This is a genomic window from Kitasatospora sp. NEAU-69, assembly GCF_057158765.1.
Window position 1 is genome coordinate 15,602 of the sequence record NZ_JBWXUE010000040.1, and the last position, 26,849, is coordinate 42,450.

The window sequence follows — 26,849 nt, forward strand, 5'->3', positions numbered from 1 at the left end:
GAATTCCGTCACCACGGGGGTTGGGCCGGGGCGGATGCCAGGACCTCCGTTCCGCCGCCCGGCGGGCTGATGATTTCGAGGTTCCCACCGACGCTTCGCATCCGCTCACGCAGCCCGGAGAGCCCGGATCCGCTGCTGATCCGCGCGCCGCCGGCGCCGCCGTCGACCACCCGGACGCGGACGCCGCTCTCGGTGCACCGCATCTCGATCCGGGCGCTCCCGACGCCCGCGTGCTTGGCGATGTTCGTCAGGGCCTCGGAGACCGTGAAGTACACGGCCGTGGCAATCGGCGAGGTGAGCCAAGCGTCCGTACCGGTGCTGGTCAGATCGACCTGCAACGGTGATCTGGCCACCAGTTCCCGGACGGCGGCGATGAGACCGAGATCGCTCAGTTCGCTGGGGTGGATGTCGCGCACCGTCTCCCTCAGCCGTTCGAGCGCGCGCTCCGCCTGCGCCTGGGCCTGGCGTGCCAGCTGGACGATCCGTTCCTGGTCGGTGGCCGTCGCTGCGGCTTCCAGGATTCCCAGGCGCATGACGAGGGCGACGAGTTCCTGCTGGGCGCCGTCGTGCAGGTCACGCTCGATGCGCCGGCGCTCGTTCTCGAAGGCCGCCGTCAGCGAGGCCCGGCTGGCGCGGAGTTCCTCCAGCTTCGCGAGCAAGTCGGGGTTCCGGCTCCCCGAGAAGGCCCGCAGGAGCAGGTCGCGGAGCAGGGAGATGCCGGCCAGCGCGCCCACGGTGACCGCACCGAGGGCGATTCCCGCGGGCACCGCCACGAGGGTTTCCCACAGGGCGGCCGGGGTGAACGGGCCGACTTGCGCGGCGATTCCGAAACCCCAGAAGACGGGGGAGAAAACAAGCGCCAGAGCGCCGACGAATCCGAAGAAGCCCACCAACAGCGAGAGCGCGGACAGGAGTGCGGCGGTGACGAACACGGGGAGGTCGGTCCGCCACACCGACCGTGTCCGCAGCCGACCGGCCACCCACTGCGGCCAGCTGCGGCTGGCGGGTCGCAGCGGCATTGTCAGGACTCCGCACCACTGCGCCCTGGAGCGGTCCAGTTCGGCCACCACCGGAACCGAGACCGGCGCAGCGAGAACGGAGATCAGGAGGATCGGAAAGGCGGCCGCTGCGACGGATTCGGTCAGCAGTCTCCGGGCAACACGAATCTGCGCCATGATCAACATTTTCGCACAGTTCGGATCGGTCGGGCGGTAGATCCAGGTCTACCGCCAATAGCAGTGCAGGCACCCGTGCACTCCACTGCCCGGCCCTGCTTTCCTTGAGTCATGCCATTTTCCACTACTGCTTCCGTGTCGTGCATTCGTTTGCGCGGCCTTCGGATGGAATTCCCCATTCCCGGCCGCCGGGGCGAGTCGACGCGCGTACTGCACGACATCGACCTGGAGATTCCCGAAGGCCGGCTGACCGCCGTCGTCGGCCCCTCCGGTTCGGGCAAGTCGACGCTCCTGCTCTGCACAGCCGGGCTGGAGCGGGCGAGCGCGGGGTCCGTCGAGATCCTCGGGACGGACGTCCGCTCCCTCAGCCCCCGCAAGCAGGCCGCGTTCCGCAGCGAGAACATCGGCTTCGTCTTCCAGGAGTACAACCTCGTCAGCTCGCTGACGGTCGAGGACAACATCGCCCTGCCGGCGCGGCTCGCCGGCCGACGGGTGCCCAGGGCGCGGGTCGAGGACGCCATGGCGCGGCTCGGCATCGCCAAGCACGCGCGGCGACGCCCCGACCGCCTCTCCGGTGGCGAACGCCAGCGCGTCGCGGTGGCCCGGGTGGTGGCGAACCAGCCGCGGATCGTCTTCGCCGACGAGCCGACGGGTGCGCTCGACCTCAAGTCGGGTCATGTGGTGCTCGACTGGCTGCAGGCGCTTCCCGCGCAGGGGAGCACGGTGCTCATGGTCACCCACGACCCTCATGCGGCCGCGCGGGCCGATCAGGTCGTGGTGATGGGGTCCGGGCGGGTACACGCCGTCATCCCCGGTGGCGACTCCCGCGCGGTGGGCGAGGCCGTCCTCGCGGCGCAGTCGGCGGACGAAGCGGGCGGGGAGGAGTCGTGATCCGGCTCGTGCTGTCGGACATCCGCCTGCAGGCGTCGATGTGGTGGTGGACGCTCCTGTGCGCCACGGTCGGCGCGGCGTGCTCGGCGGGCTCGGCCATCGCGATGTTCACCGCCGTCTCGGCGGCGCGGGCGGCAGGTGACGCACGGATGGTCTCCGCGTCGATCGCCCTCGGCGGCAACATCGTCTTCTTCACCGTGCTCGCCGCCGTGGGCATCGTCGCCTCCGCGGTCGGTCTGACGCTGACGACGCAGCGGCGCGAGCACGCCCTGTGGGTGATCCTCGGGATTCCGCGCCACCGGGTCAGGTTCATCCTGCGGATGGAGATGGTGGTGCTGGGCGCGGTGGCCGGCGCGCTGGCCGCACCGCTCGCCCTGCTGGTCGCGGGTGTCACCCTCGCGCAGTGGAAGGGGACGGGTCTCGAACTGCACGGGGCCTCGGTCGGGTTCCGGTTCTGGTACGTCGGCGTGAGCGTGCTGTTCGGACTGGTTCCGTGCCTGCTCGGGGGCTGGGGCGTCACCCGGCGGGCCGCCAGGACGCCGGAGATGCGCGCCTTCCGGGACTTCTCCGATCCCCCGGCGCGGCCGGGCGTAGCCCGCGGTGGCCTCGCCCTGTGCCTGCTCGCCGGTGTGGTCGGGATGTGGGTCCCCGGCCTGGGCCTCGAACTCAAGGGTGGGCTCGCCCAGCGGACGGCCTTCGCGTTCACCGGGAACCTCTTCCTCCTCTGCCTGCTGCTGCTGATGGGGCCGTGGGTGTTCACCCCGCTGATGAAGCTCTGGACGGCGCTGGTGCCCTCGCGCGGCGTCGCCTGGCACCTTGCCGTGCAGTCGTGCCGGGCCCGCGCGACGAGGAGCGTCACCACGGTGCTGCCCTTCGCGCTCTCCCTGTCGTTCGTCGGCTTCTTCATGGTGATCGGGAAGGTCATGCCCGGAGGCAGCGCCGGGCCGGACAACATCCTGGTCGTGCTGGGCTGGGTCTTCGTCGTGTCCTGGGTCGGGGGCCTCACCGTGATCGCCCTCGTCGGGCGGGAGCGCGCCCGTGACTCCGCCGTCGTGACGGTGGCCGGTGCGCGGCCGGGCGTGGTCACCCGGTCGATGGTCTACGAGGGGGTGATCTACGCGGGGACGGCCATCGTCTTCGGCGCGCTGTTCCTCGCCGTGTCGAGTCTCACCATCTCCCTGGGCGCCCGGATCGACGTCGTCCGGGTCCTGGCGGGCCTGCCCTGGGCCACGCTCGGGGCGCTCGCCGCCGGGACGCTGGTCACCATCTGCCTCGCGCTGGTCCTGCAGGCGGCCCGGGTGTCGCGCACGGTCGCGGTCCGGGCGCTGCGCTCGTGAACCGGGGTGCGGGAATCCACACCACCATGCTCGTTGACGAAGGAAGAATTCGATGGAACCGACCACGCGCACGCTTCTCGCCTTCGGCGGAGCCGCGCTCCTCGGCCTCGCCGCCACGGCCTGCGCCACGGACGGCGCATCGGCCGACGCGACCGTGGAATCGAAGTCCTTCGACTTCGCCGGCGGCAGCCTGACCGTCAACTCCGGTTCCACCGACCTGGCGCTGGTGGCCGCCGACGTCGAGGGCGTTCGGGTGGAACGACGGGTCAGCGGCAGGGAGGCCGGCGGGGAGGTGGGGGCCGGCTGGCAGCTCGAAGGGGGCACGCTCACACTCTCGCTGGACTGCACGGGGATCTCGGTGGACTGCAGCGCGAAGTACACCGTGAAGGTGCCGCGCGCCGTCGCCGTCACCGCCGAGAGCGGCAAGGGGCGCATCGAGGCCACCGGCTTCACTGCGGACTTCTCGGCCAGGACCGCCGGCGGCGACGTCCGATTGTCGGACCTCCACGGAGCCAAGCTGGCCCTGGCAGGCGGCGACGGAAGCATCGAGAGCGACGGGATCTCGGCCCGGTCCGTCAGCGTCACCTCGCGGAACGGCAACGTCGACCTGGGCCTGGCCGCCGTGCCCGACCTGGTCGACGTGCAGAGCAGGGACGGCAACGTCGAGCTGGGCCTGCCGGAATCGAAGTACGCGGTCCGCACGGCCGCGAAGAAGGGCGACGTCACCGTGAACGTCGCGAAAGACGACATGAGCGGCCATTCCGTGGCCGTCCGGACCCGCAACGGCAGCATCGCCATCGGCAAGGGCGGGAAGTCCTGACACGCCCCCTCTTGGCACCGCAAAGACGAGCCATGATCCTGGTGACAACTTCCGCGCCTCAATGACACCTATCGTGCTGCAGCAGAGGCTTGTGCCGAATCGCGCTGCTTGTCACCAGCATGCTGAGGGGGTGCCGTCCGATTCCTCCTCTGCTCGTCCCATTCGGCCCTCCGTCGTGCCGGGCGATGCGCAGCGTGCCCCGCGCGTGCCGACCGGACGACGCCCCGCCCATCCCGCAGCCGCCGGTCGGGCCGTGACCACCACGGCCGCGGCGCAGCGGCTGGCCGCGCTGCTGGACGCCACCGCCCCCGACGACACCGGAGCGCCGACGGGCGAGCGGTTGCTGCCAGCGCCGGCAGCTATCGCGCACCTGCTGCCCGAGCGCGGGCTTCGACGCGGCACCGTGGTGGAGGTCGAACGCGACGTTCCGCTGCTCCTGGCGCTGGCGGGCGCCGCGCTGGCCGACCCGGTGCGCGGGCCGGGCTGGTGTGCGGCGGTGGCGCTGCCGGGCCTGGGGTTGCTCGCCGCGACCGGGGCGGGCCTGGACCCGGCCCGGTTGCTGATCGTCGATACCCCGGGGCCGAAGTGGAGCGATGTTGTGGCCGCGCCGGCCCCGGCGGTGGATGTCATCCTGCTGGGTGCGGTGGAGGGGCGATCACCCCGCACACCGCCCGCCGGCTCGACGGCGTCCTGCGTCGGGGCCGTGCGCTGGTGCCCTGCGCTGGTGCTGACCACCGGGCCGTGGCCCGGCTCCCGCCTGCGCCTGTCGGTGGGGCAGAAACGGTGGACGGGGCTGGGGCCCGGGCACGGGCTGCTGTCCGGGCGCCGGGCCACCGTCGAGGTGACGGGCCGCGGCGCGCTTGCGGGCCGTCGAGCGGAGGCCGACGTGCCACTGCCCGACGAGTCCGGCTCTCTGCGGTCCGCGCCCGTCGAAGCGGCGGCGCCCGCACCGCGCCCGCTCCCGGTGGTGGCCTCGCTGTGAGACCTCGCACGGTGTTAGTGCGTCAAGCTGAGGGGGCAAGCCCGCTGTTGACGATGCGGGCCCAGAGGGTGTGGTGCCACTCATTGGCGTCGGGAGCGGGCTCGGTGGTCAGGACCGGGTTCGGGCCGGTCTCGATAAGGTGCAGCAGGGTCCAGGCGACGCCGTAACAGTCGTCCGGGCCGAAGCAGGCGACCAGTGCTTTGGCTTCCTCGCCAGTGACGGGCTTGGCGATGGCTTCGAGCTGCTCGACTCGCCGGTCGATCTCCTCGCCCTCGGCATCCCAGTCGGGGAGGGGGCCGTCGGCTACGAACGCCTGCACTTCTGGTCTCATCCGCGAATGATCAGTCGCTGGCGCGGGCTGAGGCATGGTGCTCTGACGGGTCGCGCGGCGGGTGGGTTGCCAGGTGAGATCGAGTGCGTCGTTGACTGCGGCTGTGCTGGGTTCCCGGGAGCCACCGCCGGCTGCGTGGTCCAGTAGCGCAGGCGTGCCAGCCTCCAGGGCTTGGGCGATGTCGTGGAGCATTGAGGTGACCGAGACCCACTGGGGGACGTCCAGGGTCCAGGTCTCGTGGTCCCAGAGAAGGACGGTGCCGTGGCTGTCGCCGGGGCGCATGTCGACGATCAGTCCGTCGCTGCCGGGGCTCAGCGCGATCGGCATGAACGCCCGCTGGTAGCGGCTCTCGGGACGGCCGTTCCCGTCGAGTGAGTCGCCTTCCTGCTCTGCGACCAGGAGCCAGATCTCGTGGGTCTCCAGGGCCTCGTCCAGCGAGACCGGGGCGAACGCGTCCGGAATCCAATAACTCGCGGCGAGGTCGGGCAGCAGCCACCAGGCCCGCAGGTCGGCGGGCAGTGGCAGGCCGAGGTCCGCCTCGAACGCGTCCAGGCGGGCGGCATCGGACGCAGGTCTCGCCGGGCTGCGCCGCGTGTGAGCGGTGAGCCAGGTGTCGATGCGATTCCAGGAGGTCGGGACGTTGTGATCAGCCGATGTCATGGCGGGCAGTTTGCCTCACTGGGGTGTCAGCGGCCGAGGTTGGGCATCGCTGGTGTTGTCCTCAGCTCTTCGAAGATCGCTCCTGGGTCTCGTTGCGCCAGGTAACGGAAGTGCCAGTGGATGGCCTCGTCCTCGATGGCGAGCGAAGCCAGCGAGGCGTCCCCCGGGGTGATGAGCCGCGGTTCCTTCCACTGTTGGGCAACTACGGCGATCGAGGCGCCGGCATTGGTCAGGATCCAGGTGGCCTCGCCCCCGGCGATCGAAGCGAGGTAACCGCCCTTGACGACAGAGGTGATCGCGTCAAGGGCTGGCATCTTGGCAGGTAGGTCTCTGGTCGCACTGTGCGGGGCGTCGGCATCGTCCCCCATTGCGACGCTGTCCCTGGTCAGATGCACCTTCATGACTGGGATTCTAGGCGGCTGAGCCGTTCCTCATGCGGACCGGTCTGTCACGAAATCGCGAGCAGAGCCTTCGTGGTCCATGCCGGCGGACAGTTCATCTCCCGTCGCAGTATGACTTTTCGTCACCTGCCGCGGTTCGAAGACATCACCCGGGGAGGCGGCGCAACGCGACCAGCGTGAGCCCGGTTTGCGGGTCGGGTTCGACGTAGGCCACACGAACGGCGTAGGACCCGGCCTCCAGGTCGACCAGTACGTGATCTTGCTGGCGAGACTCTTCGCCCGTCCAGGCCGAGTCGAATAGAACGACCGGTCCCGGCACCTGCCAGGTCAGCTCCGGCTCCCATCGAGCGGCACACATCGCCGCGTCCACGCTGGCGAGCATGGCCTCCTCGGACTCCGCCGCTGACCAGCGCACGAACACGCCCTGCGCCGGCAGGTAAGCGGTCGAGGCGGGTTCGTCTCCGAGGACCAGGCCCTCGGCTGAGCCGACCTGGAGCAAGCCGATGTAGCCCTCGACGGCACAGGCCCTGTCGTAGTCGTCTACGGCGTCGTCGTTCCCAGCCGATCCCAACCATGCCTCCAACACGACTTCAGGAACCACGATGAGCGGCCCTCCCAGGGACTCCACCCACGTGACCGCTCCTGGCTCTCCGTACATGACCATGAGCGCAACCTACACACCAGGCCTGACGACCAGCGGCTGAGCTTGGCGCCTCAGCACGGTGAGATTGGGTCCGGTCAGCCTTGGGCTAGTGGCCGGTCAGGCGAGCGGGATGACGCCCTGACCGTTGGTGGCCTGCTGGGGGCGGAGGCCGGTGCCTTCGGTCAGCACGATGTGCGCGTGGTGCAGGAGCCGGCCGACCGCCGCAGTGGCGATCGTCTTGGGCATGATCATGTCGAAGCCGGCAGGGTGGATGTTGCTGGTCACGACTACCGAACGGCGTTCGTAGGCGGCGTCGATCACGCGGTAGAACGCCTCCGCTGCGGCCTGGCCGCAGGGCAGCAGGCCGATTTCGTCCACCACGATCACATCGCACCGGGTGATCTTCGCGACCGCCTTGGAGACCGAACTGTCGACCGCGGCCCGGCCCGGCGTCGCGGTCAGCGACTCCAGGGTGACCCAGGCGACCTGCAGGTTCTCCCCGACCACCACCGCATCGACACCGTCGGCCTCTACCTACCCGCACCGCCACCCCGGCCACTTGGCCCGTCGTGGACTACCTCGCCCTGCTCGGCGCCCGCTGCCGCGACCTCACCCAGCTGCTCATCAACTGCCCCGCCGACCAGGAACCCCTCGAACTCGACGCGCAGCACCGCGTCCAGCGCCTCCTGGAACGCCTTGTCACCACCGTCCCGGCGGGCCACTGTCCGGTCTGCGCCCAGGTGGTGCCGCCGGCCTCCACCGGCCGGGCCCGCCGCTACCGCACTGACTGGTGTGGTCGCCGGGCCCCGGGGCTTCGGCGGCGAGGGTGGCTTCCCGGCCGACTGCCGCACCTGGCCGTCGCCGCGTGACTCCCCGCGCCCCACGCCGACGTCCCAGGCGGCGTGGGGCGCGCACACGCACCTTCCGCCGTTCAGCCCCGCTCGAACGTTCGGCTCGCGCCCCGCCGGGAAACCAACCCTGCAGCGGCCGAAGCAGTGGGGCGGGTGGGGGTGACCGCCACGGCTTCCCTGAGTCCTGACTTGCCGTCACTCCTTCGAGTGGACTCCCCGGCCCCGGGGCCGGGAAGGCTGCCACGGTGACCGACACCACCCTGTTCCAGCCCGGCACCACCGTTATCCGCCGCGACGTCCACGCCGGCCGGGTGTGGACCGCGATGCCGCAGCGGGTGATCGACGACACCGGCCACGTGCTGACCCTGGCCTACTGGCCGGGGATCGAGAGCCTGGCCCCGACGACCTGGATCACCTCCACGCGCACCGGCGACGACGCCGCCCGCCGGCAGGGCCTGGCCGACCTGGCGGCCGGCACCTGGACCCTCAGCCCGTACCGGTGGGAGGGGGACGGAGCTGCTCTCGCACTTCCTGGCCGGCGGATGGTTCTCCGTGCACTGCTTTCAGGACGCCGCCACGAAGCAACCACTGTGCTGGTATGTGAACTTCGAGACGCCCTACCAGCACCGCCCCGGGCGCGGCATCGACACCATGGACCTCGCCCTCGACCTGGTCATCGCCCCCGACCTGTCGGGACACCACTGGAAGGACAGCGCGGAGTACGCCCAGCTGCGCCGCCTCGGCGTGGTCGATGACCACGTGGGCCGCCAGGTCGAGCGGGCCCGAGGCCGGGCGATCGGCATGCTGGGCGACCGCACCGGGCCGTTCGCCGGCGGCTGGCCGACCTGGGAGGCGGATCCGTCCTGGCCGCTGCCGACGCTGCCGCCCGGCGCCGACGAAGCGATCACGCCGGCGACCCCGTACCGGCCATGACGAGCTGCGGCACGGCAAGCGGGCCGGTCCGGGAGCGGGTGCGCGCGCTGCTGGTCCACAACGGCCCCGATCCGCACAATCCGGAAGGTCCTGCCCCGTCAGGAGCACGATGACACCGCAGCTGACCGTCACCGCCGCCGCGGACCCCGCACTCCTGACCCTGGAGTTCCGCCACCGGGCCGGTCTCCTCGACCGCGCCGGCGATGGCCTGCAGATCTGGACGGCCCGCATCGACGCGGCCGGCCAGACCGACGGCACGATGCGAGCCGTCCGCTGCGCGTTCTGGAAGTGCGGCAACATCCACGACCGCATGATCGACGAGGGAGGCTTCCTCGCCGTCGCGGCCACGCGGTTCTTCACCCCGGACGGAGAGGCCACCCCCGACTTCGCGGAAGCCGTCGACATCCCGGGCAACTTGCTCGTGATCGACCATCTCGATCTTCCGTCGCCGTGGCAGCGCCCCGTCATCGCCGCCGCACTCGTTGCCGCCGCCCTCGACCGCTTCACCGACAACGCCTACACGGTTGCCCTTCCCGGGGCATCGAGCACCTCGGTCTCCGGCTCCGCGCTCCTCGCCCAGGCCGCCGCCCTGCTGACCTCCGAGGAAATCGGCGACGACCTGCTCCTCATCGACACCAGCCTGGCCAGCCCGGAGAAGGCAGCGCACCGAGTTCGCCAGCGCCTTCACGATCTCGCAGACGAGGGTCCGAAGGACCCGGGTGACTGGGACGGGGAAGCCGACGAGGACAACGACTGGGCCCTCACGCCAAGCACCGCCGCCGTGCTGCGCCCGGCTCTGGAATCCCGTCGTGCGTGGGAGGAACTGGCGGTGCTCGGTGGCGCGGTGATCGCCCTCGGTGCGGCAGGCATGTTCGCGAGCTTGCCCCGGGTGACCTTCCACCAGGACCGGGACTGGCGACACGTCGTCGCCTGAAGCCGCACCCGACCAGCCGACGCTTCGACGGTGCGCAGCTCGACCAGCTCGGCAGCTACCTGGGCGTGATCCGCGCCGACGGACGCGCCGCCTGGGAGAGAGGCCGCTACGACCCGATCCCCACCGTCGACGCGGACGGGACCGAGGTGCTGCTTACCCGAGCTCGCAGGGATCCACGCACCAGGCCACGACGGCCGCTCGGAGGCCTGCCACCAGGGCTGCGTTCGGCGGCGGCCCGACCTCCCGACCCGCTCCGGAGACCGTCAGCGACGACGCCGAGGCGAAGTTCGCCCAGCGCCTGGCCTACGTCGCCCAACGCACGCTCCGCCTCGCCTGACACGTCGGCCGTCCACCGGGCCACCGCCCCGGTCGTTACGGCCGTTTCCCGGAGAAACACCTGCAGCCGACGGAGGCTGACGAGCCCTGGGTGGACCCAGAATCAGGGCAGGCTGTCCCAATCACCTGGCCCGGCGGGAGTGTCAGCCTGGTTGGTCCGCGAGGTCGGCCATGGCTTGGCGGGCTCGAATGGTGCCGTGGTGCTCATAGCCGAAGTGGGTATGCCAGGCGTCGTGCGTCTCGCGCAGGAGTTCGGCTGCCTCGTTGTTCCGGTGCAGGACAGCGAGGGCGGCTGCGAGCACGGTGGCGGCCTCCAGCGCGCGATGGTGGGTGGGCCCGAGGTGGCGCTCGCACCGGCCCAGACAACGTCGAGCCTCGTGCTCGGCATCGGCGTGCTTCTGGAGTGCGAGCAGTGCCGCGGCCCTGGCCAGGTGGATCGCAGCCAGATCGTGTACGAGCCCGCCGGGATGCGGGGCCCGGTCGAAGGTGGCCTGTGCCACCTCGACGGCGGCAAGCGCTTCCTGGCCGCGCCCCTGGCCGGTCAGTGCCCGGGCCACACCGAGGTGCAGCACCGTCAGGAACCTGTCCTGGCGCTGCCGGCGTGCCTCATCGATCGCCGGCATCAGCAGGTGCTCGGCCTGCTCGTAGTGCCCGTGGAGCGAGAGGCTGAAGGCCTCGCCGTTGCTGACGGCCAGTGGTAGCAGGACCCGGTGGATTCCTTCGGTACCCCTGGCAGCGCGCTTCAGGGCACCTGCTTCGGCGACGACTTCGTCGTGCAGGCCGAGGTAGGCCAGGTGCTGGAGGCGGTCGCTGCGGCCCTTGAGGACCGGCGCACTGTGGGAGCCGGTGATGTGGGCTCGCGCCGCGGCGGTGGCGGCCAGCAGGTCGGCTGCCTCACGGTGGCGGCCCAGATCGCCGAGGACCAGGGCCAGAACATCCTGCGCGTCCCTCGAGTCCGTCCGGCCGGCCACCGGCTGTGCGCCGATCGCGGCCCTGGCCTCCACCTCCGCGTCCTGCAGGAGGCCCTGCACACGAAGCGCCTGTGCGAGCAGGGTGTGTGCCGACGCCACCAGCGGGCTCGTCCCGGCCGGGGCGGCCTCCAAGAGCCCGCGCAGTTCCCGCTCCGCGTCCGCCCAGCGCCGCTGCTTGTACAGGTACTCAGCCGACTCCAGCCGGCGGTTCAGCCACCGACGCTCAAACCAACCCACCGCTAGTTCCTCTCCCAGGGCAAACGACGACGAGCATAGAGCTGGCCACGGCGTCGGCTGTGGGTGGGCCCCGACGCTTGGGTAAGAGCCGGACGGCGTCACAGCGACCGGCAGTGCGCAGGTCCGCGCTGAGCAAGTGAGCGGGCGTCGGGCGCGGTGGTACTCACCGCCCACCGGCGTCAGAACGGCGCTGCCGCCGGCACGCCCGCCCGGCCCACCCGTCTGGCCCCCATCCCCATCGCGCCCACGCCTTCTACGACGCCGACTGGGCAGCGGGGCTTCAGGCGGACTTGAGCTTCTGCTGGATGTCGGAGTAGGTGATCACCTGGTCGGCGGGCGGGGCCTGGACGATCAGCGGCTTGTTGAAGTCGCTGAAGTCGATCTGGTCGGCACCAGTGTCCAGACGGATGATGTAGGGCGCGCCCTGGGCGGCGACGTAGGCGGTGGTGGTGGAGCCAACCTCGTCAGTCCCCTTGATGCTTTGCGTCTCCACGCCGTTGATCGTGGCGGGCCCGGCCTTGGTGGCGCTGGGGTTGTCCTTGAAGGTGGTGTCGGTGATGCTCGGGAGCATGTCGCACATCGCGGTCATCTTCTTCATGTTCGGGTCATCCTGGCCACCGGTCAGGTACTTGCCCTTGAACATCTCGGCGGCCTGCGGGCCGGCCTGCGGATCGCCCTGCTGGGCCGCGAGGTTCTGCCAGAAGGTGGCGTCCGGCCGCATCCAGGTGCCAGCGGCGTTGTGAAGCAGCTCCAGGGTGCCGTGTCCGCTATCGGTGATCTTGCCCTGACAGTTCCTGTCCTTGTCGATGGTGAGATCGAAGGTGATCTTCTGGCCGGTGGAAACTATGTTGCCGGACACCCGTACCGAGCTGAGCGAGCCCATCGCGACCTTCGACTGCTGCTCGACCTGGTCCGCGCTCAACGCGTCGATACCCATAGGCGAGGAACTCGCGCTCGCAGGAGCGGGAGCCGAGGGGCTGGGGGCTGCGGACTGACCGGAGGCGCCCTTCGAGTTACCGCATGCGACAGCACCGGTGGCGAGCAGCGCGCAGAGCACCGCGGCATGGACGAGACGATTCGAGAACAAGGCGGCGATCCTTCAAGTGAGTGGCGGTGTGATCTGACTGATCAGTGGATCAGTATGCCCACTGACTTCCCGCGAACAAGGGCCGCCCGGCGGCCGGGAGACGCGCTGACGGACCATACAGAATGCCTCGCCGCCGGATCCCGCCGTATGCCATCAGGCCGGGGACGGTCTCGCCCGGGACCCGGCGCTCATGGTGCAGCCCGAAGACCGTCGGATTGGAGCTCGGACGGCGCCGACGAGTGGCGCGGATCTGCGAGGCCATCTCAAGCCGCTGCCCAATTCCCCTGGCGGGTCACATCCGAGCTGCGCCGCGTCGTAGGCTGCGGGAATGGTAGGCGTGGGGAAGGTCCGTGGCGTGATCTTCGACTTCTTCGGTGTGCTGACCTTCAACATGGTTGAGGTCATCACCTCGTTCGAGGCCAGGGAGAAGATCCCCCGGGGGACGTTTCTGCGAGCGTGGGCCGATCCCAGCGGGCAGGAGCTGTTCCGTCAGCTTGAGCTGGACAGGATCACGCAGACGGAGTGGAACTCGGGGTTCGCGGCTCTGATGGGGGTGGAGTCCGAAGGCCTGATGGCGCGTTACCTTCACGACGCCTTCCCCGCCTACCCGGTGTTGACGGTTGCGCGGCAGGCCCGGGCCGCGGGAATCAGGACGGCCGTACTGTCGAATTCCCTCGGTCGGCAGCCGTACGACCCGTACGCCGGGTTCGACCTGGACGGGGCCTTCGACGCCGTGGTGCTCTCCGGCGACCACGGCGTCCGCAAGCCGGATGCCGCGCTGTTCCAGGTGGTGCTGGATCGCCTCGGACTGGCGGCCGGGGAGTGCATGTTCGTGGACGACTCCGAGGCGAACGTCGAGGCCGCCGCCAATATGGGGGTTCACCGCGCTGCTGGGGCTGGACGAGCAGGTGGTGGCACGGCAACTGCGGGAGCTGCTCCACCTACCCGGGTTGTAGGAACTCGGCGACGGGTCGGTAGTTGGCGTGCGGGGCAAGCTTGTCCCGCAGCCCCTTGAGCTGGGAGGCCGAGCGGGCGGAATCCACCGAGCTTAGGCAAGCCGCCGCGTGGTGAGCGGCGGCCACCGCGCCGTCGAGGTCGTCGAGCGCGAGGTGTGCCTCGGCGGCCCGAGCCAGGTAGATCGCGTGAGTGCGGGGGTATTCCTCGTCGCCCGGGTATGCCTCCATGCCGGCGGCGAATCGCCGCAGGGCCTCGGCGGGGTCTCCGAGGTCGAGGGCCGCGGAGCCGGCGATCATCTCGACCTCACCGTAGTCCACCCAGTAGAGGGTCTTCGGGTCGTCGTCGTGCCGGCCCTTGTCCAGGGCGGTCCGGGCGAGGTGGAGCTGGTGGGCGGTGTCCGCTTTCGCGCCGGTCTTGGACAGCGCCCGGGCGGTGCGGGCGGCCAGCATGGCGTCCATCCTCGGGGTGGCCCGCCCCTTGACCTGGGCCCGGGCGGTGTCGAGGAGGGAGACGGCCTGGCCGGCCTGCCCGGTGGAGTAGCACTGGATGGCGGCGAAGGAGAGTGCGTAGGCGCCGGCGAGCACGTCTTCCGCTTCGACGGAGGCACGCAGGGCCGCGTCGAAGTAGCGCTGGGCGATCCCGAAACGGCTCTGATCGAAGGCGGTCCAGGCGACCTGGCGGGAGGCCTCGGCCGTGATCGCGTACAGGCGGCGAAGGTCGGCGTCGGTGTGCCGGCCCGCCTTGATCAGCCGTACGGCCAAAGACAGTTCACCGCCGGCCTGCTTGTGGACTTCGCCGCTGCCGAGCTCGTCGTCGACGCGGCGAAGATAGTCCAGCCGATCCTCAAGATGCACCAGCAGGCGCGGACCGTCGTAGGCCGCAGGCCGATCGCGCGCCGTCGCAGCTATCGCCTTGGACCAGTTGCTCGCGGAGGCCGACAGGGCGATCCCCGCTGTGATGAAGCTTCTGCGATCCACTCTTCTCCCGTCCACCAGCTCGGTGAGAACCGCCAGGGCCGCCCCGGTCCACGGCGTGTGAGTGCCGGTGACCGCCGGGGCGTCCGCGAACGCGCTCGCTAACGCCCCACCAGTCCTGAGTACCAGGTCGTAGGCGGCTGTGACAGAGGCCGTCACCGGCCGGTTCCCGTTCTCGACGCCGGGTCTTCACGCCGCCGATGCGGTTTCGGGATTGCCGTTCGGGTCGTGGGAGTGGGCGGAGGGCAGTCCGTCTGTGGGCTGGGCGTGGTGGGCCGCATGTTCAGGGCTGGGTGCGGATGCGGTGGGGGTTGTGCTGGTGGCGGCCTTCCACAGCATGCGGAAGTAGGTTCTGTCCCCGCCGAGGACGTCGAGGACGTGGGCCATGTCCTCCCAGTTGGTGATGTCATCGCAGATGATCACGGCGGTGATCCGGTCAGGGGTCAGGCGCCACCCAGTGGCGACGGCGATCTCGCGCGCGGTTGGGCTGCCGGCGCGTACGTGAAGGGTCGCGAGGTCGGTCTTCAACGCTTCCGGGGCTTGCTCGGCGGGAAGTGCCGGGGCCTCCGGCTGGGGTTGGCAGGCGTCGGCGAACTCCCGCAACCGTTCGCGCTCCCATGGCGTGCGCACGACGACCGGGTCGCCTTTGCACACCTTGACGAGCGCCTCGGTGCGGTGCCAGGTGGGGATGCGCTCGCCGCTGAGGATGCGCGAGAGGTAGGAAGCGGAGAAGCCGCAACGGCGGCTGATCTCACGCTGGGAGAGCCCGGATCCGCAGGCGAGCATCGAGAGCTTCGAAGCAAGGAGGTTCATGGCGGGACGGGCGCTCAGTTCCGGCAACGGCGGGCTGGGCGGCAGCGGACCGGGCTGCGGGTCTCGATGTCGACCAGGACCGTGGCGTAGACGTGGCCCTTGCGCAAGGCGAACTCGTCGACGCCCAGCACCCGCGGGGTGGTCGGCGCAGTCTCGGGCAAGGTGCGTATGAGTCTCAGCAAGGTCGAGCGGCTCACCGGCGCGGCCAGCGCGTCCGCGAGCCGGGCCCCGGCTCGGCCGGCCAGCATCAACGCGACCCGCCGCAAAACCGTCTGCAGTCCCTGGCTCCGCCGGCCGTGGCGGAATGTCAACCCGGTACCTGCTCGGCGAACGTGGTCCGAGGACAGGCCGCCTCACGGCAGCGGAAACGTCGGACCCGTAACTCGATCACCACCGGCCGGCCGCCCACGGACGCGTCGTCGAGTCGACGTTCGTAGCAGCTGTGGACCCGGGCCGAAGTGGTGCCGCAGGACGGGCAGGCAGCCGAACCGCTGGTCGTGGCGGCGTGGACGGTGATGTGGTGCGGGTGGACGGTGAGAGTGTTGACCGTGACGCCAGTGGTCTGGTGGAGCCAGAGGTCTTGGAGGAGATCGTCAGCCACGACCGTTCATGATCGCGGTTCCGGTGACGCTCCGTGGCTCCGGCACTGAAAGTGGGTCAGAACCAAGGTTCAGGGAGCGTTGACATGCGGCTTGCCCAGGCGGGAAGGGGTGTGTCCCGCCTGGGCAAGCGTTTGCCAGTTGGGCTTCCTTCAACCGGTATCGCGCCCGGACAACTTCTACTGCGACCTGCCCTGACACGGTGATGCCCGCGCTGATCGCTGTGGCTAACACCATCCATCCCTGCCCGTCCATCAACTCTCCTTCGAGGAATCCCTGCTGAGCTGCTTCGAGGACCATGATGGAGAGCGAAAGGGCCTCTAACTAACACAGATTGTGGTAGTCAGACCCCCTCACGAACACGCAGGCCAGGTGCATGAGCCGCAGGGCACTCCTACGTCTATGAGCTCGGCCGCCAGTCGGTCGAGGCCGAGACGGCGAGGAAGAAGTTGGAGGCCGCCCGCACGGCGAACGCCGCGCTGCGCCCGTGCTGGAAGTGTCGGTGTTCGATTGGCGGGAAGGCGGGTTCGGAGCTGGAGCTGACCGAGGAGGCCGGCCCGGACCGGTTGGGGTGTCCGCGGTGCGTCAGCGATCGGGAGACGGAGAAGCCGGGCCCGCTGATGCTGCCCGCCCCGACCAAGCGTGAGCAGATGGCCGCCTGGTCTCCGCTCCGGGTGATCTGTGGTGGGAGGACCGTGTGCTGCACGCCAGGCTCTACCCGGTGAGGGACCGAGGGTGTGACCTGTTGGCCAATGGTGACGTGGGATGGCCCCTCGCGCCTAGTTGTCTGGACCTTTGGTTTGGGCTGTTGAGTATCCGGCGGCTGGCTGGGGTGGTGACTTTGTGTGGTGGTGGGTGGGGTTGGGGGTCCGGTCGGGTTCACTGGGTGGGGTCGGCGGGTTTTGGGCCTGTATTCGGGCGTGAATTCCGCCGGATATTCCGTGCTGCTGCTTTTATGGATTCGCTTCCTGTGGTGGTCTGAATTCGGGTTGGAATTTCGGGAGTGGGGTGGTGGCGGGGGTTGGTGTTCGGTTTGGTGGCGCTGGGCTGGGCCGCCGTGCCCGTCGGCGGGTGGCTGCGGTCCGGGCCGCCTCCGTCCCGGCGGCGCCTCGTTGCCGTGCTTGCCGTTCGGGTGCGGGCTGCTGCGCCCCGCTCCGGGCGGTGCTGTCGGGTGCCCGTCGTCGCCGTCCTGCCGTGCTTCGGGCGGCTTGGCCGCGCCGCCTGCCCGGCTGCGCGGTCGGGCCCGGGGGGACTGATAGCTGGGTGGCCGTCAGGCTGCCGCGTCTGGACCGCTGGCAGCTGTGTGGCCGGCCGGGGCCCGGCGGGCCCGTCCGGCTGCCGTTTGGTTTAGAGGTGGGGGAGGGCTTCGCTGTCGCGTGGTTCGCGTCGTTGGTCGAGCCAGAAGAGGTAGCCGCGCAGGTGGTTCTCCAGGCCGTCGTCGATGTAGGTGATGAAGTCCCGGTGTCCTTGTGCTGCATCGTGGTAGTGGCCGAGGTAGCGGGGGTCGGCGTTGAAGCTCCAGTGGGGGTGGGTGTCGGCGCCCCAGTCGGTGGCTGTCGCGACGGCCCATTCCCGAACGCGGGCTCGGCTGCGCCACCAGTCGCGGACGGTCTCCACCGTCCAATGGTCGTCGCCGTCCCAGTTGTAGCCGCGGTACAACTCCATCCGACAGCCATGGATCACGGCCGTGGCCTCGGGTTCGTTCACCGGCTGGCGGTAGATGAACTCCGAGCCGAAACCGCCACCGAGATCGTCGTCGTAGGCGATGTGGTCCGGAGCTTCCAGACGTCCGGTGGCCATGCTGTCGGTCTCGGCGGCGTAGAAGGGGCCGGGAACGTTGCGCCAGTTCCGCTGTTCCCACACGCCCGTGAAGAGCTGCTCCGCGTGCTCCCCAAGGTTCTCGACCACCCGCCGCGCCGTGGGTAGGGGATTCCAGTAGCCGGTCATGGCCCTATCCTGCCCGGCCCCTGGCTCTCGGTTTTGGGCCGGGTGGGACCCGGCCCGGCCGTCTCGCGATCCTGATCGGCCGTCAGGCTGCCCTGGAGGCTGTTCTGGTGGTGGTCCGGGCAGGCCGTTGTCCGTTCTCACGCAGCCCGGTCGCCGGCTCGTCAAACGCGGTCGAGTGGCTACTGGTACGGCACTACGAGGTGGGTGGGATCCTCCTCAGGCCTGATCCGGGTCGTTCCCCTGGCGAATTCATGGCAGAACTCGACCGGTTCCTCGAAGCTGATCGACATCAACGCTTCCGCACCGGGCATCGGTACAGCGGGGCCGATGGCGTAGTGATGACGCGTGACCTCGTTCCACCGCTCAGCAGGCTTGGCCGAAGAGAAGGCCGGGGAACCGACTCCCTCGCCGGGCGTCCCCTCCACCAGCCACTGAGATCGCAGTTCCAAGACCCCCGGCTCCGGGCACCGCCAGTTGAAGCGCGTGACACACAGGGCGCCGACGTTGAACCATGAGCTCCATCCACGTCCGTCACCCAGGAACCCGAGCTCGGAGGCTTCCATGATGCCGTAGGAGAACGGGATGCTGCTCCAGTGGCCGATCAACAGGTCGTCGAAGTCCATCCGTAGATCTTCCGGCATCGGGAGTCCCCCTCGCGACCGGGTTCGCCCGTTGTCCAGGCCGCGCTCGTGCCTGACCCGGCCACCTGGTCGGCCGTCAGGCCGTTCCGCAGTGTCTGGTCCGTCCGCGGGCCGCGTTCGCGGCCCGCCGCCGTGCTCCGGCCGCTGTCTGGTCTGCCCGCCCCTCGGCGGCTCCCCGCCGCCCGCCCGTACCCCGCTGCTGCGCCCCGGCCGCCGTCCGGGTCGGCCGCCAGGCCGTGCCCGCTGCGCCGGGCCCGCCTTCTTGGCCGCCGTCCGGGGCCGCGGTCCGGGGCCCGCTGTCCGGGGTGGGCCGGGCATGGCCAGGACGGCGGCCGCTGTCGAGGCCGGCCTTCGCCTGGTGGTGCTCGGTTTCCGGGTGGCCGGTGGTCTGGTGGTGTTCGGCGGCCTGGTGGTGGCGCTCGGTGGTGGGGGAGTGTGGGTTGCAACACGGGGCCCGTTGCGGTTCTGACCTGGTGTCGTGTGGTCGGGAGTGGGGGCGTGTTGCATCCCGTGTTGCACCAGCCGCTCGGTCGGTCGGCCTCGGGCGCCCCCCGGTCCGCGCCGGATGGCCGCCGGCCCCGGTCCGGTCGGGCGGCGGTGGGTCGTCGGCGAGGGTGTGGGCGGCTGCGGCGGTGCCGGTGACCCGGGCCAGTTGGTGCCCGTGCCAGGCCGGCGCGGTGGGCACGCTGGTGTGCGCGGTGGGGCTGTGCCGGTGCCGGTGGCTGGCCGCCGCCACGGCCTCGCGGCCGACCCGGACCGCGAAGGCTGGCGCGGTGATTTCGTGAAGCCCGGCCTCCCGGCGGTCCTCGTCCCCGGCCAGCTCCTCCGGGCGGCGCAGCCCGGGATGGTCGGCGGGCGGCTCCACCGGCTCCCAGGCATCCGGCCCGACCGGGCGGAAGTTCTCCGTCGCCGAGTAGGTCAGGGCGACCGGGCCGAGGATCCGGGCGTCGGGGAGGGCCGCCCCGGCCGCCCCGGGGTCGGCCGGCCGGCCCGGGGCCACTGCGGCCGGCCGCTCGCGCAGCAGGGCGGCCGCGCGCTCGTCGGGCGCGGTGGCGATCCGGGCGCCGCTGACCTTGATCACGCCAGCCCAGCCCGCCGGCCAGGGGCCCGCGTCCGGCGCGACGGCGGGCACCGGCCGCCCCGCGGCGGCGAACTCGATGCCCGGCAGCGACGCCGTCTCGCACCACAAACCACGCGCACGAACGATCAGCTGATCATCAGTCATGTCCTCGGTCGGGCCCCCGCTCGGCTCCCCAGTGGTCTCCCCTGTCATGGCCGCGGTCTGTCTGCCGGACTACTTCCCCCGGAGCGACCGGAATCCGGGGTGCACGCCCGGGGTGAGGCCCTGCTCCTGGGCCACCCGGCGCAGCAGGCCGAGCAGTTGCTCGCGCTCCTGGTCCGAGAGCGCCCCGCAGACCTGCTGCTCGTGCGCCACCGCCACCCCGGCCAGCTCGCCGAGCAGGGCGAAACCCTGGTCGGTCAGGTGCAGCGCGTAGAGGCGGCGGTCCTCGGCGTTGCGGCGGCGCTCGATCAGGCCGCGCTGCTCCAGCCCGTCGGCGAACGGCACGAACCGGCTCGGCGGCATGCCCAGGTCGTCGGCCAGCTCGCGCTGGCTGCGTCCGGGTGTCGTCGCCAGCATCCGGAGCAGGCCGGCCTGCGGCGGGGTCAGGTCGAGGGCGGCGATCCGCTGGGCGAAGAGCTCGGTCGCGTGGGCGCCGAGCTGGGCGAGCAGGAAGGCCACACCGCCGTGCGTCGGGGGGCGGGGGGCACCCTGTGGGCCGGCCGCGCCGGCTGCACTCCCAGGATTCGTAGTCATGCAGACATGGTATCCGCTTGACAACCGTTCCATTTTGTAATCATTATTTTCTGTATAGCGATGCCGTCGACGAGCCGGAGCCCCTCATGAGTGCCACCCCCGCCGCCCCCGCCACCTCACCCCCCACCCGCACCGGACGCCGACCTCAGCCCGGGCCGCCGCTGCTGCTGCCCGCCACCTCGCTCGCCGTGCTGACCGTCGCCTACACCGTGGTCAACCGGGCCACCCCGCACCCCGACGCCCCGGCCTCCGCCGTGCTCCGGTACGCCGAGCAGCACGGGAGCACCATGCGGCTGGGTGCGTTCCTGCTGCTCGCCGCCGCGATGCCGGTGCTGCTGCTCTCCGCCGTGCTCAACCAGCGGCTGCGCACGCTCGGGGTCACCGGGCCGGGCGCGGCGATCGCCCTGGTCGGCGGAGTGCTGGCGGGCGGCGCGCTGAGCCTGAGCGCCGCGACGGCCTGGGCGGGCAGCCGACTGGCCGCCGACTCACCCCCGGCGCTGGCCCGCACGCTGGCCGACCTGTCGTTCGTCTGCGGCGGCCCCGTGTTCGCCGCCGGGTTCGCCCTGCTCGCCGCCGGGGTCTCGGTCTCGGCGCTGAAGACCGGCCTGCTGCCGCGCGCCCTCGCCTGGAGCGGCGTACTGATCACCGCCCTGGGCCTGCTCGGTCTGGTCGCGCTGCTGGTCGGCGGGTTCGGCTACCTGCTGCCCGCCGTGCGGTTCGGCGGGCTGGTCTGGCTGCTGCTCGCCGCCTGGAAGCTGCCGCGCACCCGGCGCCGCACCAACGCCTGACGCACCGCCACTCCCATCCGGCCAACCCTCCTTGGAGCACTCCATGTCAGTCACCACCGCTCACCCCAGCCTGCGGGGCAGGACCGTCGTCATCACCGGTGGCTCGCGCGGCATCGGCGCGCGGACCGCGCGGGCCTTCGCCGACCAGGGCGCCCAGGTCTGCGTGGTCGGCCGGGACGCCGCCGCGCTGGCCGCCGTCGCCGACGGCATCACCGGCGCCGGCGGCACCGCGCTCGCCGCCACCGCGGACGTCACCGACGCCGCCGCGCTCGCCACCCTGCACCGCACCGTCGCGGACCGGTTCGGGCCGGTCGACGTGCTGGCCGCCTTCGCCGGCGGGGTCGGGTTCCCGGTGAAGTCCACCGAACTCACCGAGCAGCTCTGGCGCGAGTCGCTGGACGCGAACCTGACCTCCGCCTTCCTCACCATCCAGGCCTTCCTGCCGGACATGTTGGAGCGCGGCGCCGGCTCGATCATCACCATGTCCTCCGCGGCCGGCCGCCAGCCCAGCCTGGCCAACCTGGCCTACGGGGCGGCCAACGCGGGCCTGGTGATGCTCACCCGCCACCTCGCCACCGAGCTCGGCCCGCAGGGCATCCGGGTCAACTGCATCGCCCCCTCCTCGATCCTCACCGAGAAGGCCCGCGCCACCATGCCGCCCGCGGTCCAGGACCAGGTCGCCGCCGCCCACCCGCTGCGCCGCCTGGGCACCATGGAGGACGTGGCCCAGACGGCACTCTTCCTCGCCTCCGACGCGGCCGCCTACCTGACCGGCCTGACCATCGACGTCGCGGGCGGACGCATCACCAACTGACATCAACTGACACCGCCTCAGGCGGTAGGGCTCACAAGTGACCTTCCCCGACGAGAAGTTCTCCTCCGGCGTGGTTGTCTCCGACTACCGACTACGACCCTATGTGGCCACCTGAGTTCGAGCGCCTCCCACGCCGGCTCGCCGGTCTGCTCGGACCGCTCGCGCTGACGGTCGACCACGTGGGGTCGACCTCCGTACCCGGGCTGTCGGCCAAGGACCGCATCAGCATGCAGGTGCACGTCGCAGCCGTTCAGCACGACCGCATCGTGCCGCTGATGTCCGCCCAGGGCTACCGCCACCATCCCGGCGCCCGCGCCGACCGAGGCCGAGCCTGCCCTGGACGCCGTGTCGTTGAAGGCCTTGCGGGCCCCCGCGGTGCGCCGTCTGCTCGCCCTGCGTGCGGGGGCCGGCTCACCCGTGCGCACGTCCACACCACAGCGCAGTGCCTGGCGCTCTCGGACCGGACGGTGTGGCGGTGGCCGGCCGACGCCACCGTCACGCCCGCCAGTGCGGACGACCCCGGGGCGCGCCGTGCCGACCGGTTCGAGATCACCCCTGAGGTCCGGGTGCTGCCGGCCTACTGGCGCGGCAACGCCCCCGCGGTCCACCGCGAACTCCTCGCCCGCACCCACTCGGTCACCAGGACCGACACCGCGACCGGCGAAGCCACCCCACCTCCGTCCCCGCCACGGCCGGATCGCTCGCCGATCCCCGGCGGCCGCGGCCCGGCCGGGCGTGGTGCGCCGCATCGGGTGTCCGGCCGGGAGCCGGTACGCCTCGACGAGGTCGTCCAGGTGCTGCGCGGTGCCGACCGGGTGGATCCGGGCGTGGTGCAGCGGTTCCACCTCGGTGAGGCGGGTGTAGTCGCCCTGATGGCGTGAGGGCGTCCCGGTGTACGGGGCCGGGGTGGCCGGCCACTCGGTCCAGGCCGTCGTGGCCGCAGAGCCGTCGGCGGCGCGGGAGGTGACGGGGCGCACCACGGGCCTCCGGCAGGCCGGTTGGAGCCGTCCTGGCCGGTGGCCCTCTTGAACTCGTCCGGCCCCGGTGGCGGGGAGTCGTCGGAGCCGGCGTGGGCGATCGGCGGGAGCCGCTGCAGCGGCGGCGGGGTCAGGTCCACGCCGGTCATCGTGCCGCAGGCCGGGTCGGGCGTCGGCGTCGGCGGGCTGGGGGGCATGGGTTGGTTGAGAAGAACCGGGCTGTGGTGCGGCCGTGTTCTGGGTGGGGCTGGTCACGGAGAGGGGCTCGGTGTCGGGCCATTGCCGTACGTTCGTGTCGACCGTGTGCGCCACCCCCGTCCGAGGAGATCCATGGCCGACACCATCAACTCGCTCGCCTCCCGCGTCCAGGAACTGCTGGTGGCGAACCTGACCGGTCCGGCGGCCTCGGCCGTCCCCGGGCAGGGGGCTCTCTCCACCCTCGCCCGCGCGCTCATGGGCGCCCCGCAGGGCGTCGACGTCGCCACTGGCTTCCACGACGTCATCGCGCGCGCCACCGCGCTTGGCCCGGACGCGGCCTGGCTGGTGGGCGCCGGGCACAGCGGGCTCGCCGCCCTGGCCTTCAGACACAGTCAGATCGATCGGGCGCTCTTCCACCTCGACGCCGCCGTCACGGCCGGCTTCAACGACTGCGTCGCCCTCCACGCCGCCCCGCTCCGGCCGCTGCACGACGACCCCCGCTTCCGCGCGATCTACCAGCGGATCCGTATCTCCGTGGCCGACCTCGACGAACTCCTCTGGATACACCGGGAGATACACCTCATGTCCCGGGACGCCGCGAGGGCCTCCACCGAGAACATCGGCCGCCACGACACCGGGATCTCCCTGCTCCCCAAGGCCCCCGTTCCGACCCGGGTACCGAACACCCCAGGGGTCCTGATCACCCGGATCGACCTCGCCGCCACGCAGACCGTGCTCCAACGCGCCATCATGAAAGCGGACATCAGCCGCGCCGCCGGCAACGCCTCGGTCAGCGCCGTCTCCTACAACTGGGACGACGCCCGCGCCCGGCGGGATGCCTGGCGCGCCGACGACCTGGACTCCCAACGCCGCCAGGCCGCCGCCGCCCGCGCCTTCGTCGAGCGCCCTGGCGTCAGCACGCTGGTCAGTCCCTGTCCGCCGCTCGGGTCGCTCATCTATCCTTCCTGACACGGTCATTGACGGTTCATCGGTTCGCTGACCCGGCGACATCGCCTTCGCCGGCCACCACGCGGCCCACGGCAACTTCCGCAACTGGGCCCGTCTGACCGCCCACGCCCACACGGCCCTCCGGCGCACCAGCCGCACCCGTGGTCGACCAGGAGGTACTCCGATGGGCCTTCAGCCGCCTCGGCCCGACCGGCACCGCCCACTGCGCCCTCGTTCGATTTGTTGCCCAGGTAGCGGGCCAGTTCCGGGTGCCTGTCCCGGGTGGTGGCGCTGCCCGGCCGGCACTCCCTCACCGAGTCGCTGGACAGCCCCTCCACCCGCGTCGCCTACGCGCCGGCGCCAGGCTGTCCGCGAGTGCGAGCCGCGCAAGGCCTACCAGGAGCTGATGGACTCCCTGGCCCGCATCGACTGCGGCGATGCCCCGAGTAGGGGGCGCCCGGGGGTACGCCGGCCGCTGCTGGAGCTGCGGAAGAAGCCCGGCCTGCCGCCGGCTGGAGTGCCAGGGTTGTGAACAGGCTTGCACGGCAGGGGACTTGGACCTGTTGATGCTGCCCGCCCCGACCAGCCGGGGGGTTTATGGCTGCGCTGGTCTCGGCTCCGGGCCATGCGTGGTGGGTGGACCGGGTACTCCACGCGAAGCTCTACCCGGCGAGGCCGGGTGTGACCTGTTGGCATGTGCGGGTGTGGTTTAGCCATATTTTGACCGTTATTGCCAGACTGTCTGGACCTTTGATTGGACCTGTTGGGGCGGTGGATGGGTGGCTGGTTCGGTGACTGTGTGTGCTGGTGGGTGGATCCGGGGGCCGTCGGCCTCGCCGAGTGGGGTCAGCGGGTGTTGGGGCCCTGTAATACGGGCGGAATTCCGCCAGGTATTCCGTGCTGCTTTTGGTGGGGCGGGGCTGAGCCGTCGTCCGGGTGCCTGGCGCCGGGAAGTTGGCGTCCGGGTTCGGGTGGTCGGGCCGTGCTGGTGCCGTGCCCGTCGCTCGGGGAGGGCGGTGCTGCGCCCCTCGTGCCGCTGTGTTCGTCGGCGGTGCTGCGCCCCTCGTGCCGCTGTGTTCGTCGGCGGTGCCGGGCTGTGCCTCCGCCTTGGCGCCGGGCGACGGCGGCGCGGGCAGCGCCGGCCACCAGACCACCCCGTCCGGGTCCGGGTTGGCCTCTGCCCGCGCCGCTGTCCAGGTCCGTGTCGGGCTGCCGGCTGCTGCGTCGTCGTCCGGGCTTGCTGACACCTCGCTGGGCCGGTCCCGCACTGCGCCGCACCCGGTTGGCGGCACGGGTCGACGTTTCCTCAAGTCCCTCGGTGCTGACAGAATCCGCAGGTGAAACACACGACGCACCGTCTCACCCCCGCGCAGAAGCGGCGCCAGTGGATCAGCGGACCGCTCTTCCTGGCGGGCTCGGCCTACCTCCTGCACCTCGCCCTCAGCCGGCCCCTGGGCGCACGCACGGCCATGGTCGAGACCACCGCCGTTCCCGCGCTGGCCGTCATCGGCATCGTTCAGCTGCTCGCCCTCCTCACCAGCGTGAGCTTCGACGAGCACGAGCTGCGGTGGACCACCCTGTCGGGCCGCCGCAAGCGGTTCGTCTGGGCGGACATCACGCACGTCGAGGTGGTGAAGAAGAACGAGCGCGCCAGTGCCCCGGAGATCGTACGGATCACGCACCGGGTCCGCGGCATGTACGACCTGCCGGTGCTCGTGGGTCTCCAGGGCAGCTGGCGGGACCCCGATTTCGAGGCCAAGACCGCCGGCCTCGTCACCACCTGGCGCGTCGCCACGGCAGCAGCCACGAAGTAGGTTCGCAGCCCCACGGCGGGCGCCGAGGCCATCGCGTGGCTGGTGGCCGCCGGCTGCAGCTGCGGGTTGAGGGCTCGGCCGGGTGCCGCGTTCTGGTCCTGTTCGGGGGGCGGCTGTCTGTCTGTCGGAGGCCCCCTCTCCAGTGATGCGCACAGGAGACCGTCGGCCGGGCGGTGCCTGACCCCCGCCTCCGACCTGCCCGAACACGATTCCTGGGAACTTCCTGCGAATCCGTGCAACCGAACGTGCCGTCGTGGGCGTGCCCTCATCAGCAACACGTAAGCGTTTTCGACACATTGGGGGGACCAATGAACATCGCTCTTCGCCGTACCGTCGCCGCCACCGTGGTGGCGGCCGGCCTGGTCGGCATCGCCGCCGGGACCGCCTCCGCCAAGTCCGACGTGACCCTCTCCGTGGGTACCCATGCCCTGCGCGTCGGCCAGTCCGTCAAGCTGACCGCCTGGGGCGACGACGACGCGGCCCGTACCACCTACGCCTGCATCGACCAGCGGATCGGCTCGGGCGCCTGGCACCAGCTCGCCTGCAGCCCCTACGCAGACCGCCGGCTGACCGTCAACTCCCGTGCCGACCACCGCGGCACGGAGCAGTTCCGCGTCCGTCTCCTTGTCCCACGGGGCGGCCACCTGGTAACGGACCGCATCTCTTCGGCAACCACCTTGACCGTCCGATAGCCACTGCCAACAGCCCCGAACGGCGGTGGCCCGTCTCTCGCAGACACCGAGGGAAGGGCCACCGCCATCCGGGCGAGACCCTGCGCCGCCGTGATGCACCCGCTGGTCGGCCGGCCGGCCGCGCTCCTGGTCGGCCGCCAGGCCGTCTCGCTGCGCTTGGTGTGATAGGCGACGGTTGGTTTTCGGTGCGGGTACGTCAGTTGTTTTCAGTGCTCGGCTTGTAGGGGTGGCAGGCCACGGCCGGGGGGGCGGCATGCGTGGTGTGGGCGGCTGTCGGTGGTG

29 protein-coding genes are annotated in these 26,849 nt (G+C 71.1%); 14 read left to right on the top strand and 15 right to left on the bottom strand.

Translation table 11 applies throughout. The features are described 5' to 3' along the window. Window positions 1–8: 8 nt before the first annotated feature. Window positions 9–1,184, bottom strand: a complete 1,176-nt coding sequence (locus AC060L_RS32060) for a sensor histidine kinase (protein WP_483802488.1) — start codon at window positions 1,182–1,184, stop codon at window positions 9–11. A gap of 156 nt (window positions 1,185–1,340) precedes the next feature. Here AC060L_RS32060 and AC060L_RS32065 point away from each other — a divergent pair, with 156 nt between their 5' ends. The 4 genes from AC060L_RS32065 (at window position 1,341) to AC060L_RS32080 (ending at window position 5,205) form a co-directional block, all read left to right on the top strand. Next, window positions 1,341–2,066 (top strand): ABC transporter ATP-binding protein, encoded by a 726-nt coding sequence (locus AC060L_RS32065; RefSeq protein WP_483802489.1) that lies wholly within the window; start codon window positions 1,341–1,343, stop codon window positions 2,064–2,066. Beyond that, complete coding sequence (locus tag AC060L_RS32070; protein ID WP_483802490.1) at window positions 2,063–3,403, top strand: FtsX-like permease family protein; 1,341 nt, start codon at window positions 2,063–2,065, stop codon at window positions 3,401–3,403. Before AC060L_RS32065 ends, AC060L_RS32070 begins: the two co-directional genes overlap by 4 nt. Window positions 3,404–3,455: 52 nt before the next feature. Beyond that, a complete protein-coding gene (locus AC060L_RS32075; RefSeq protein WP_483802491.1) occupies window positions 3,456–4,223 on the top strand; it encodes a DUF4097 family beta strand repeat-containing protein in 768 nt (255 codons plus the stop codon). Window positions 4,224–4,476: 253 nt separating this feature from the next. Continuing rightward, window positions 4,477–5,205 (top strand): hypothetical protein, encoded by a 729-nt coding sequence (locus AC060L_RS32080; protein WP_483802492.1) that lies wholly within the window; start codon window positions 4,477–4,479, stop codon window positions 5,203–5,205. 22 nt (window positions 5,206–5,227) lie between these two features. Here AC060L_RS32080 and AC060L_RS32085 read toward each other — a convergent pair whose 3' ends face one another. The 4 genes from AC060L_RS32085 to AC060L_RS32100 form a co-directional block, all read right to left on the bottom strand. Beyond that, a complete protein-coding gene (locus AC060L_RS32085) occupies window positions 5,228–6,196 on the bottom strand; it encodes an SMI1/KNR4 family protein (protein WP_483802493.1) in 969 nt (322 codons plus the stop codon). A 26-nt stretch (window positions 6,197–6,222) separates the two neighbouring features. Then, window positions 6,223–6,597, bottom strand: a complete 375-nt coding sequence (locus AC060L_RS32090; protein ID WP_483802494.1) for a hypothetical protein — start codon at window positions 6,595–6,597, stop codon at window positions 6,223–6,225. A gap of 145 nt (window positions 6,598–6,742) precedes the next feature. Continuing rightward, on the bottom strand, window positions 6,743–7,261 hold the full coding sequence (locus AC060L_RS32095) for an Imm21 family immunity protein (RefSeq protein ID WP_483802495.1): 519 nt from the start codon (window positions 7,259–7,261) through the stop codon (window positions 6,743–6,745). Between the two features lie 96 nt (window positions 7,262–7,357). Beyond that, window positions 7,358–7,750, bottom strand: coding sequence for an ATP-binding protein (locus AC060L_RS32100; protein WP_483802496.1), 393 nt, complete (start codon window positions 7,748–7,750; stop codon window positions 7,358–7,360). Window positions 7,751–7,809: 59 nt separating this feature from the next. Here AC060L_RS32100 and AC060L_RS32105 point away from each other — a divergent pair, with 59 nt between their 5' ends. The 3 genes from AC060L_RS32105 (at window position 7,810) to AC060L_RS32115 (ending at window position 9,958) form a co-directional block, all read left to right on the top strand. Beyond that, on the top strand, window positions 7,810–8,109 hold the full coding sequence (locus tag AC060L_RS32105; protein WP_483802497.1) for a hypothetical protein: 300 nt from the start codon (window positions 7,810–7,812) through the stop codon (window positions 8,107–8,109). A 534-nt stretch (window positions 8,110–8,643) separates the two neighbouring features. Next, window positions 8,644–9,024: a DUF402 domain-containing protein gene (locus AC060L_RS32110; RefSeq protein ID WP_483802498.1), complete on the top strand. Its 381-nt coding sequence runs from the start codon at window positions 8,644–8,646 to the stop codon at window positions 9,022–9,024. A gap of 109 nt (window positions 9,025–9,133) precedes the next feature. Then, entirely contained in the window at window positions 9,134–9,958 is an 825-nt protein-coding gene (locus AC060L_RS32115; protein ID WP_483802499.1) for a hypothetical protein, read from the top strand. Between the two features lie 479 nt (window positions 9,959–10,437). Here the strand turns inward: AC060L_RS32115 and AC060L_RS32120 are convergent, their stop codons facing one another. Beyond that, complete coding sequence (locus AC060L_RS32120; protein WP_483802500.1) at window positions 10,438–11,502, bottom strand: tetratricopeptide repeat protein; 1,065 nt, start codon at window positions 11,500–11,502, stop codon at window positions 10,438–10,440. 280 nt (window positions 11,503–11,782) lie between these two features. Continuing rightward, window positions 11,783–12,589, bottom strand: a complete 807-nt coding sequence (locus AC060L_RS32125; protein WP_483802501.1) for a hypothetical protein — start codon at window positions 12,587–12,589, stop codon at window positions 11,783–11,785. Window positions 12,590–12,944: 355 nt separating this feature from the next. Here AC060L_RS32125 and AC060L_RS32130 point away from each other — a divergent pair, with 355 nt between their 5' ends. Then, window positions 12,945–13,604 (top strand): HAD family hydrolase, encoded by a 660-nt coding sequence (locus AC060L_RS32130; protein WP_483802502.1) that lies wholly within the window; start codon window positions 12,945–12,947, stop codon window positions 13,602–13,604. Here the strand turns inward: AC060L_RS32130 and AC060L_RS32135 are convergent. From AC060L_RS32135 to AC060L_RS32170, 8 genes are all read right to left on the bottom strand, one after another. After that, window positions 13,531–14,679: an NsdA family TPR-like regulatory protein gene (locus AC060L_RS32135; protein WP_483802503.1), complete on the bottom strand. Its 1,149-nt coding sequence runs from the start codon at window positions 14,677–14,679 to the stop codon at window positions 13,531–13,533. The genes AC060L_RS32130 and AC060L_RS32135 overlap by 74 nt on opposite strands. Window positions 14,680–14,709: 30 nt before the next feature. Beyond that, window positions 14,710–15,333: a helix-turn-helix domain-containing protein gene (locus AC060L_RS32140; protein WP_483802504.1), complete on the bottom strand. Its 624-nt coding sequence runs from the start codon at window positions 15,331–15,333 to the stop codon at window positions 14,710–14,712. A gap of 14 nt (window positions 15,334–15,347) precedes the next feature. Beyond that, window positions 15,348–15,494 (bottom strand): hypothetical protein, encoded by a 147-nt coding sequence (locus tag AC060L_RS32145; RefSeq protein WP_483802505.1) that lies wholly within the window; start codon window positions 15,492–15,494, stop codon window positions 15,348–15,350. Between the two features lie 146 nt (window positions 15,495–15,640). Further along, entirely contained in the window at window positions 15,641–15,934 is a 294-nt protein-coding gene (locus AC060L_RS32150) for a transposase family protein (protein ID WP_483802506.1), read from the bottom strand. A 1,345-nt stretch (window positions 15,935–17,279) separates the two neighbouring features. Beyond that, window positions 17,280–17,879 (bottom strand): ferredoxin family protein, encoded by a 600-nt coding sequence (locus AC060L_RS32155; RefSeq protein ID WP_483802507.1) that lies wholly within the window; start codon window positions 17,877–17,879, stop codon window positions 17,280–17,282. A gap of 179 nt (window positions 17,880–18,058) precedes the next feature. Continuing rightward, on the bottom strand, window positions 18,059–18,502 hold the full coding sequence (locus tag AC060L_RS32160; protein WP_483802508.1) for a hypothetical protein: 444 nt from the start codon (window positions 18,500–18,502) through the stop codon (window positions 18,059–18,061). 94 nt (window positions 18,503–18,596) lie between these two features. Further along, complete coding sequence (locus AC060L_RS32165) at window positions 18,597–19,745, bottom strand: hypothetical protein (RefSeq protein WP_483802509.1); 1,149 nt, start codon at window positions 19,743–19,745, stop codon at window positions 18,597–18,599. A 69-nt stretch (window positions 19,746–19,814) separates the two neighbouring features. After that, entirely contained in the window at window positions 19,815–20,336 is a 522-nt protein-coding gene (locus AC060L_RS32170) for a MarR family winged helix-turn-helix transcriptional regulator (protein WP_483802510.1), read from the bottom strand. Between the two features lie 86 nt (window positions 20,337–20,422). On the opposite strand from AC060L_RS32170, the gene AC060L_RS32175 reads away from it, so the two are divergent. The 6 genes from AC060L_RS32175 (at window position 20,423) to AC060L_RS32200 (ending at window position 26,567) form a co-directional block, all read left to right on the top strand. Next, a complete protein-coding gene (locus AC060L_RS32175) occupies window positions 20,423–21,124 on the top strand; it encodes a DUF4386 domain-containing protein (RefSeq protein WP_483802511.1) in 702 nt (233 codons plus the stop codon). Between the two features lie 43 nt (window positions 21,125–21,167). Next, the gene (locus AC060L_RS32180) at window positions 21,168–21,938 is read left to right on the top strand and encodes an SDR family NAD(P)-dependent oxidoreductase (RefSeq protein WP_483802512.1); all 771 of its coding nucleotides are present in this window, start codon (window positions 21,168–21,170) and stop codon (window positions 21,936–21,938) included. A gap of 74 nt (window positions 21,939–22,012) precedes the next feature. After that, the gene (locus AC060L_RS32185; RefSeq protein WP_483802513.1) at window positions 22,013–22,819 is read left to right on the top strand and encodes a GrpB family protein; all 807 of its coding nucleotides are present in this window, start codon (window positions 22,013–22,015) and stop codon (window positions 22,817–22,819) included. 426 nt (window positions 22,820–23,245) lie between these two features. Beyond that, complete coding sequence (locus AC060L_RS32190) at window positions 23,246–24,082, top strand: hypothetical protein (RefSeq protein WP_483802514.1); 837 nt, start codon at window positions 23,246–23,248, stop codon at window positions 24,080–24,082. A gap of 1,316 nt (window positions 24,083–25,398) precedes the next feature. Beyond that, window positions 25,399–25,875 (top strand): hypothetical protein, encoded by a 477-nt coding sequence (locus AC060L_RS32195; RefSeq protein ID WP_483802515.1) that lies wholly within the window; start codon window positions 25,399–25,401, stop codon window positions 25,873–25,875. 308 nt (window positions 25,876–26,183) lie between these two features. After that, window positions 26,184–26,567 (top strand): hypothetical protein, encoded by a 384-nt coding sequence (locus AC060L_RS32200; protein WP_483802516.1) that lies wholly within the window; start codon window positions 26,184–26,186, stop codon window positions 26,565–26,567. Window positions 26,568–26,849 lie beyond the last annotated feature (282 nt).

Bases quoted from the DNA above. Each gene is read 5' to 3' on its own strand.
- AC060L_RS32060 (WP_483802488.1), bottom strand. From the start codon at position 1,184: ATGTTGATCATGGCGCAGATTCGTGTTGCCCGGAGACTGCTGACCGAA.
- AC060L_RS32065 (WP_483802489.1), top strand. From the start codon at position 1,341: ATGGAATTCCCCATTCCCGGCCGCCGGGGCGAGTCGACGCGCGTACTG.
- AC060L_RS32075 (WP_483802491.1), top strand. From the start codon at position 3,456: ATGGAACCGACCACGCGCACGCTTCTCGCCTTCGGCGGAGCCGCGCTC.
- AC060L_RS32085 (WP_483802493.1), bottom strand. From the start codon at position 6,196: ATGACATCGGCTGATCACAACGTCCCGACCTCCTGGAATCGCATCGAC.
- AC060L_RS32090 (WP_483802494.1), bottom strand. From the start codon at position 6,597: ATGAAGGTGCATCTGACCAGGGACAGCGTCGCAATGGGGGACGATGCC.
- AC060L_RS32095 (WP_483802495.1), bottom strand. From the start codon at position 7,261: ATGGTCATGTACGGAGAGCCAGGAGCGGTCACGTGGGTGGAGTCCCTG.
- AC060L_RS32115 (WP_483802499.1), top strand. From the start codon at position 9,134: ATGACACCGCAGCTGACCGTCACCGCCGCCGCGGACCCCGCACTCCTG.
- AC060L_RS32140 (WP_483802504.1), bottom strand. From the start codon at position 15,333: ATGAACCTCCTTGCTTCGAAGCTCTCGATGCTCGCCTGCGGATCCGGG.
- AC060L_RS32155 (WP_483802507.1), bottom strand. From the start codon at position 17,879: ATGACCGGCTACTGGAATCCCCTACCCACGGCGCGGCGGGTGGTCGAG.
- AC060L_RS32160 (WP_483802508.1), bottom strand. From the start codon at position 18,502: ATGGACTTCGACGACCTGTTGATCGGCCACTGGAGCAGCATCCCGTTC.
- AC060L_RS32165 (WP_483802509.1), bottom strand. From the start codon at position 19,745: ATGACTGATGATCAGCTGATCGTTCGTGCGCGTGGTTTGTGGTGCGAG.
- AC060L_RS32170 (WP_483802510.1), bottom strand. From the start codon at position 20,336: ATGACTACGAATCCTGGGAGTGCAGCCGGCGCGGCCGGCCCACAGGGT.
- AC060L_RS32175 (WP_483802511.1), top strand. From the start codon at position 20,423: ATGAGTGCCACCCCCGCCGCCCCCGCCACCTCACCCCCCACCCGCACC.
- AC060L_RS32180 (WP_483802512.1), top strand. From the start codon at position 21,168: ATGTCAGTCACCACCGCTCACCCCAGCCTGCGGGGCAGGACCGTCGTC.
- AC060L_RS32190 (WP_483802514.1), top strand. From the start codon at position 23,246: ATGGCCGACACCATCAACTCGCTCGCCTCCCGCGTCCAGGAACTGCTG.
- AC060L_RS32200 (WP_483802516.1), top strand. From the start codon at position 26,184: ATGAACATCGCTCTTCGCCGTACCGTCGCCGCCACCGTGGTGGCGGCC.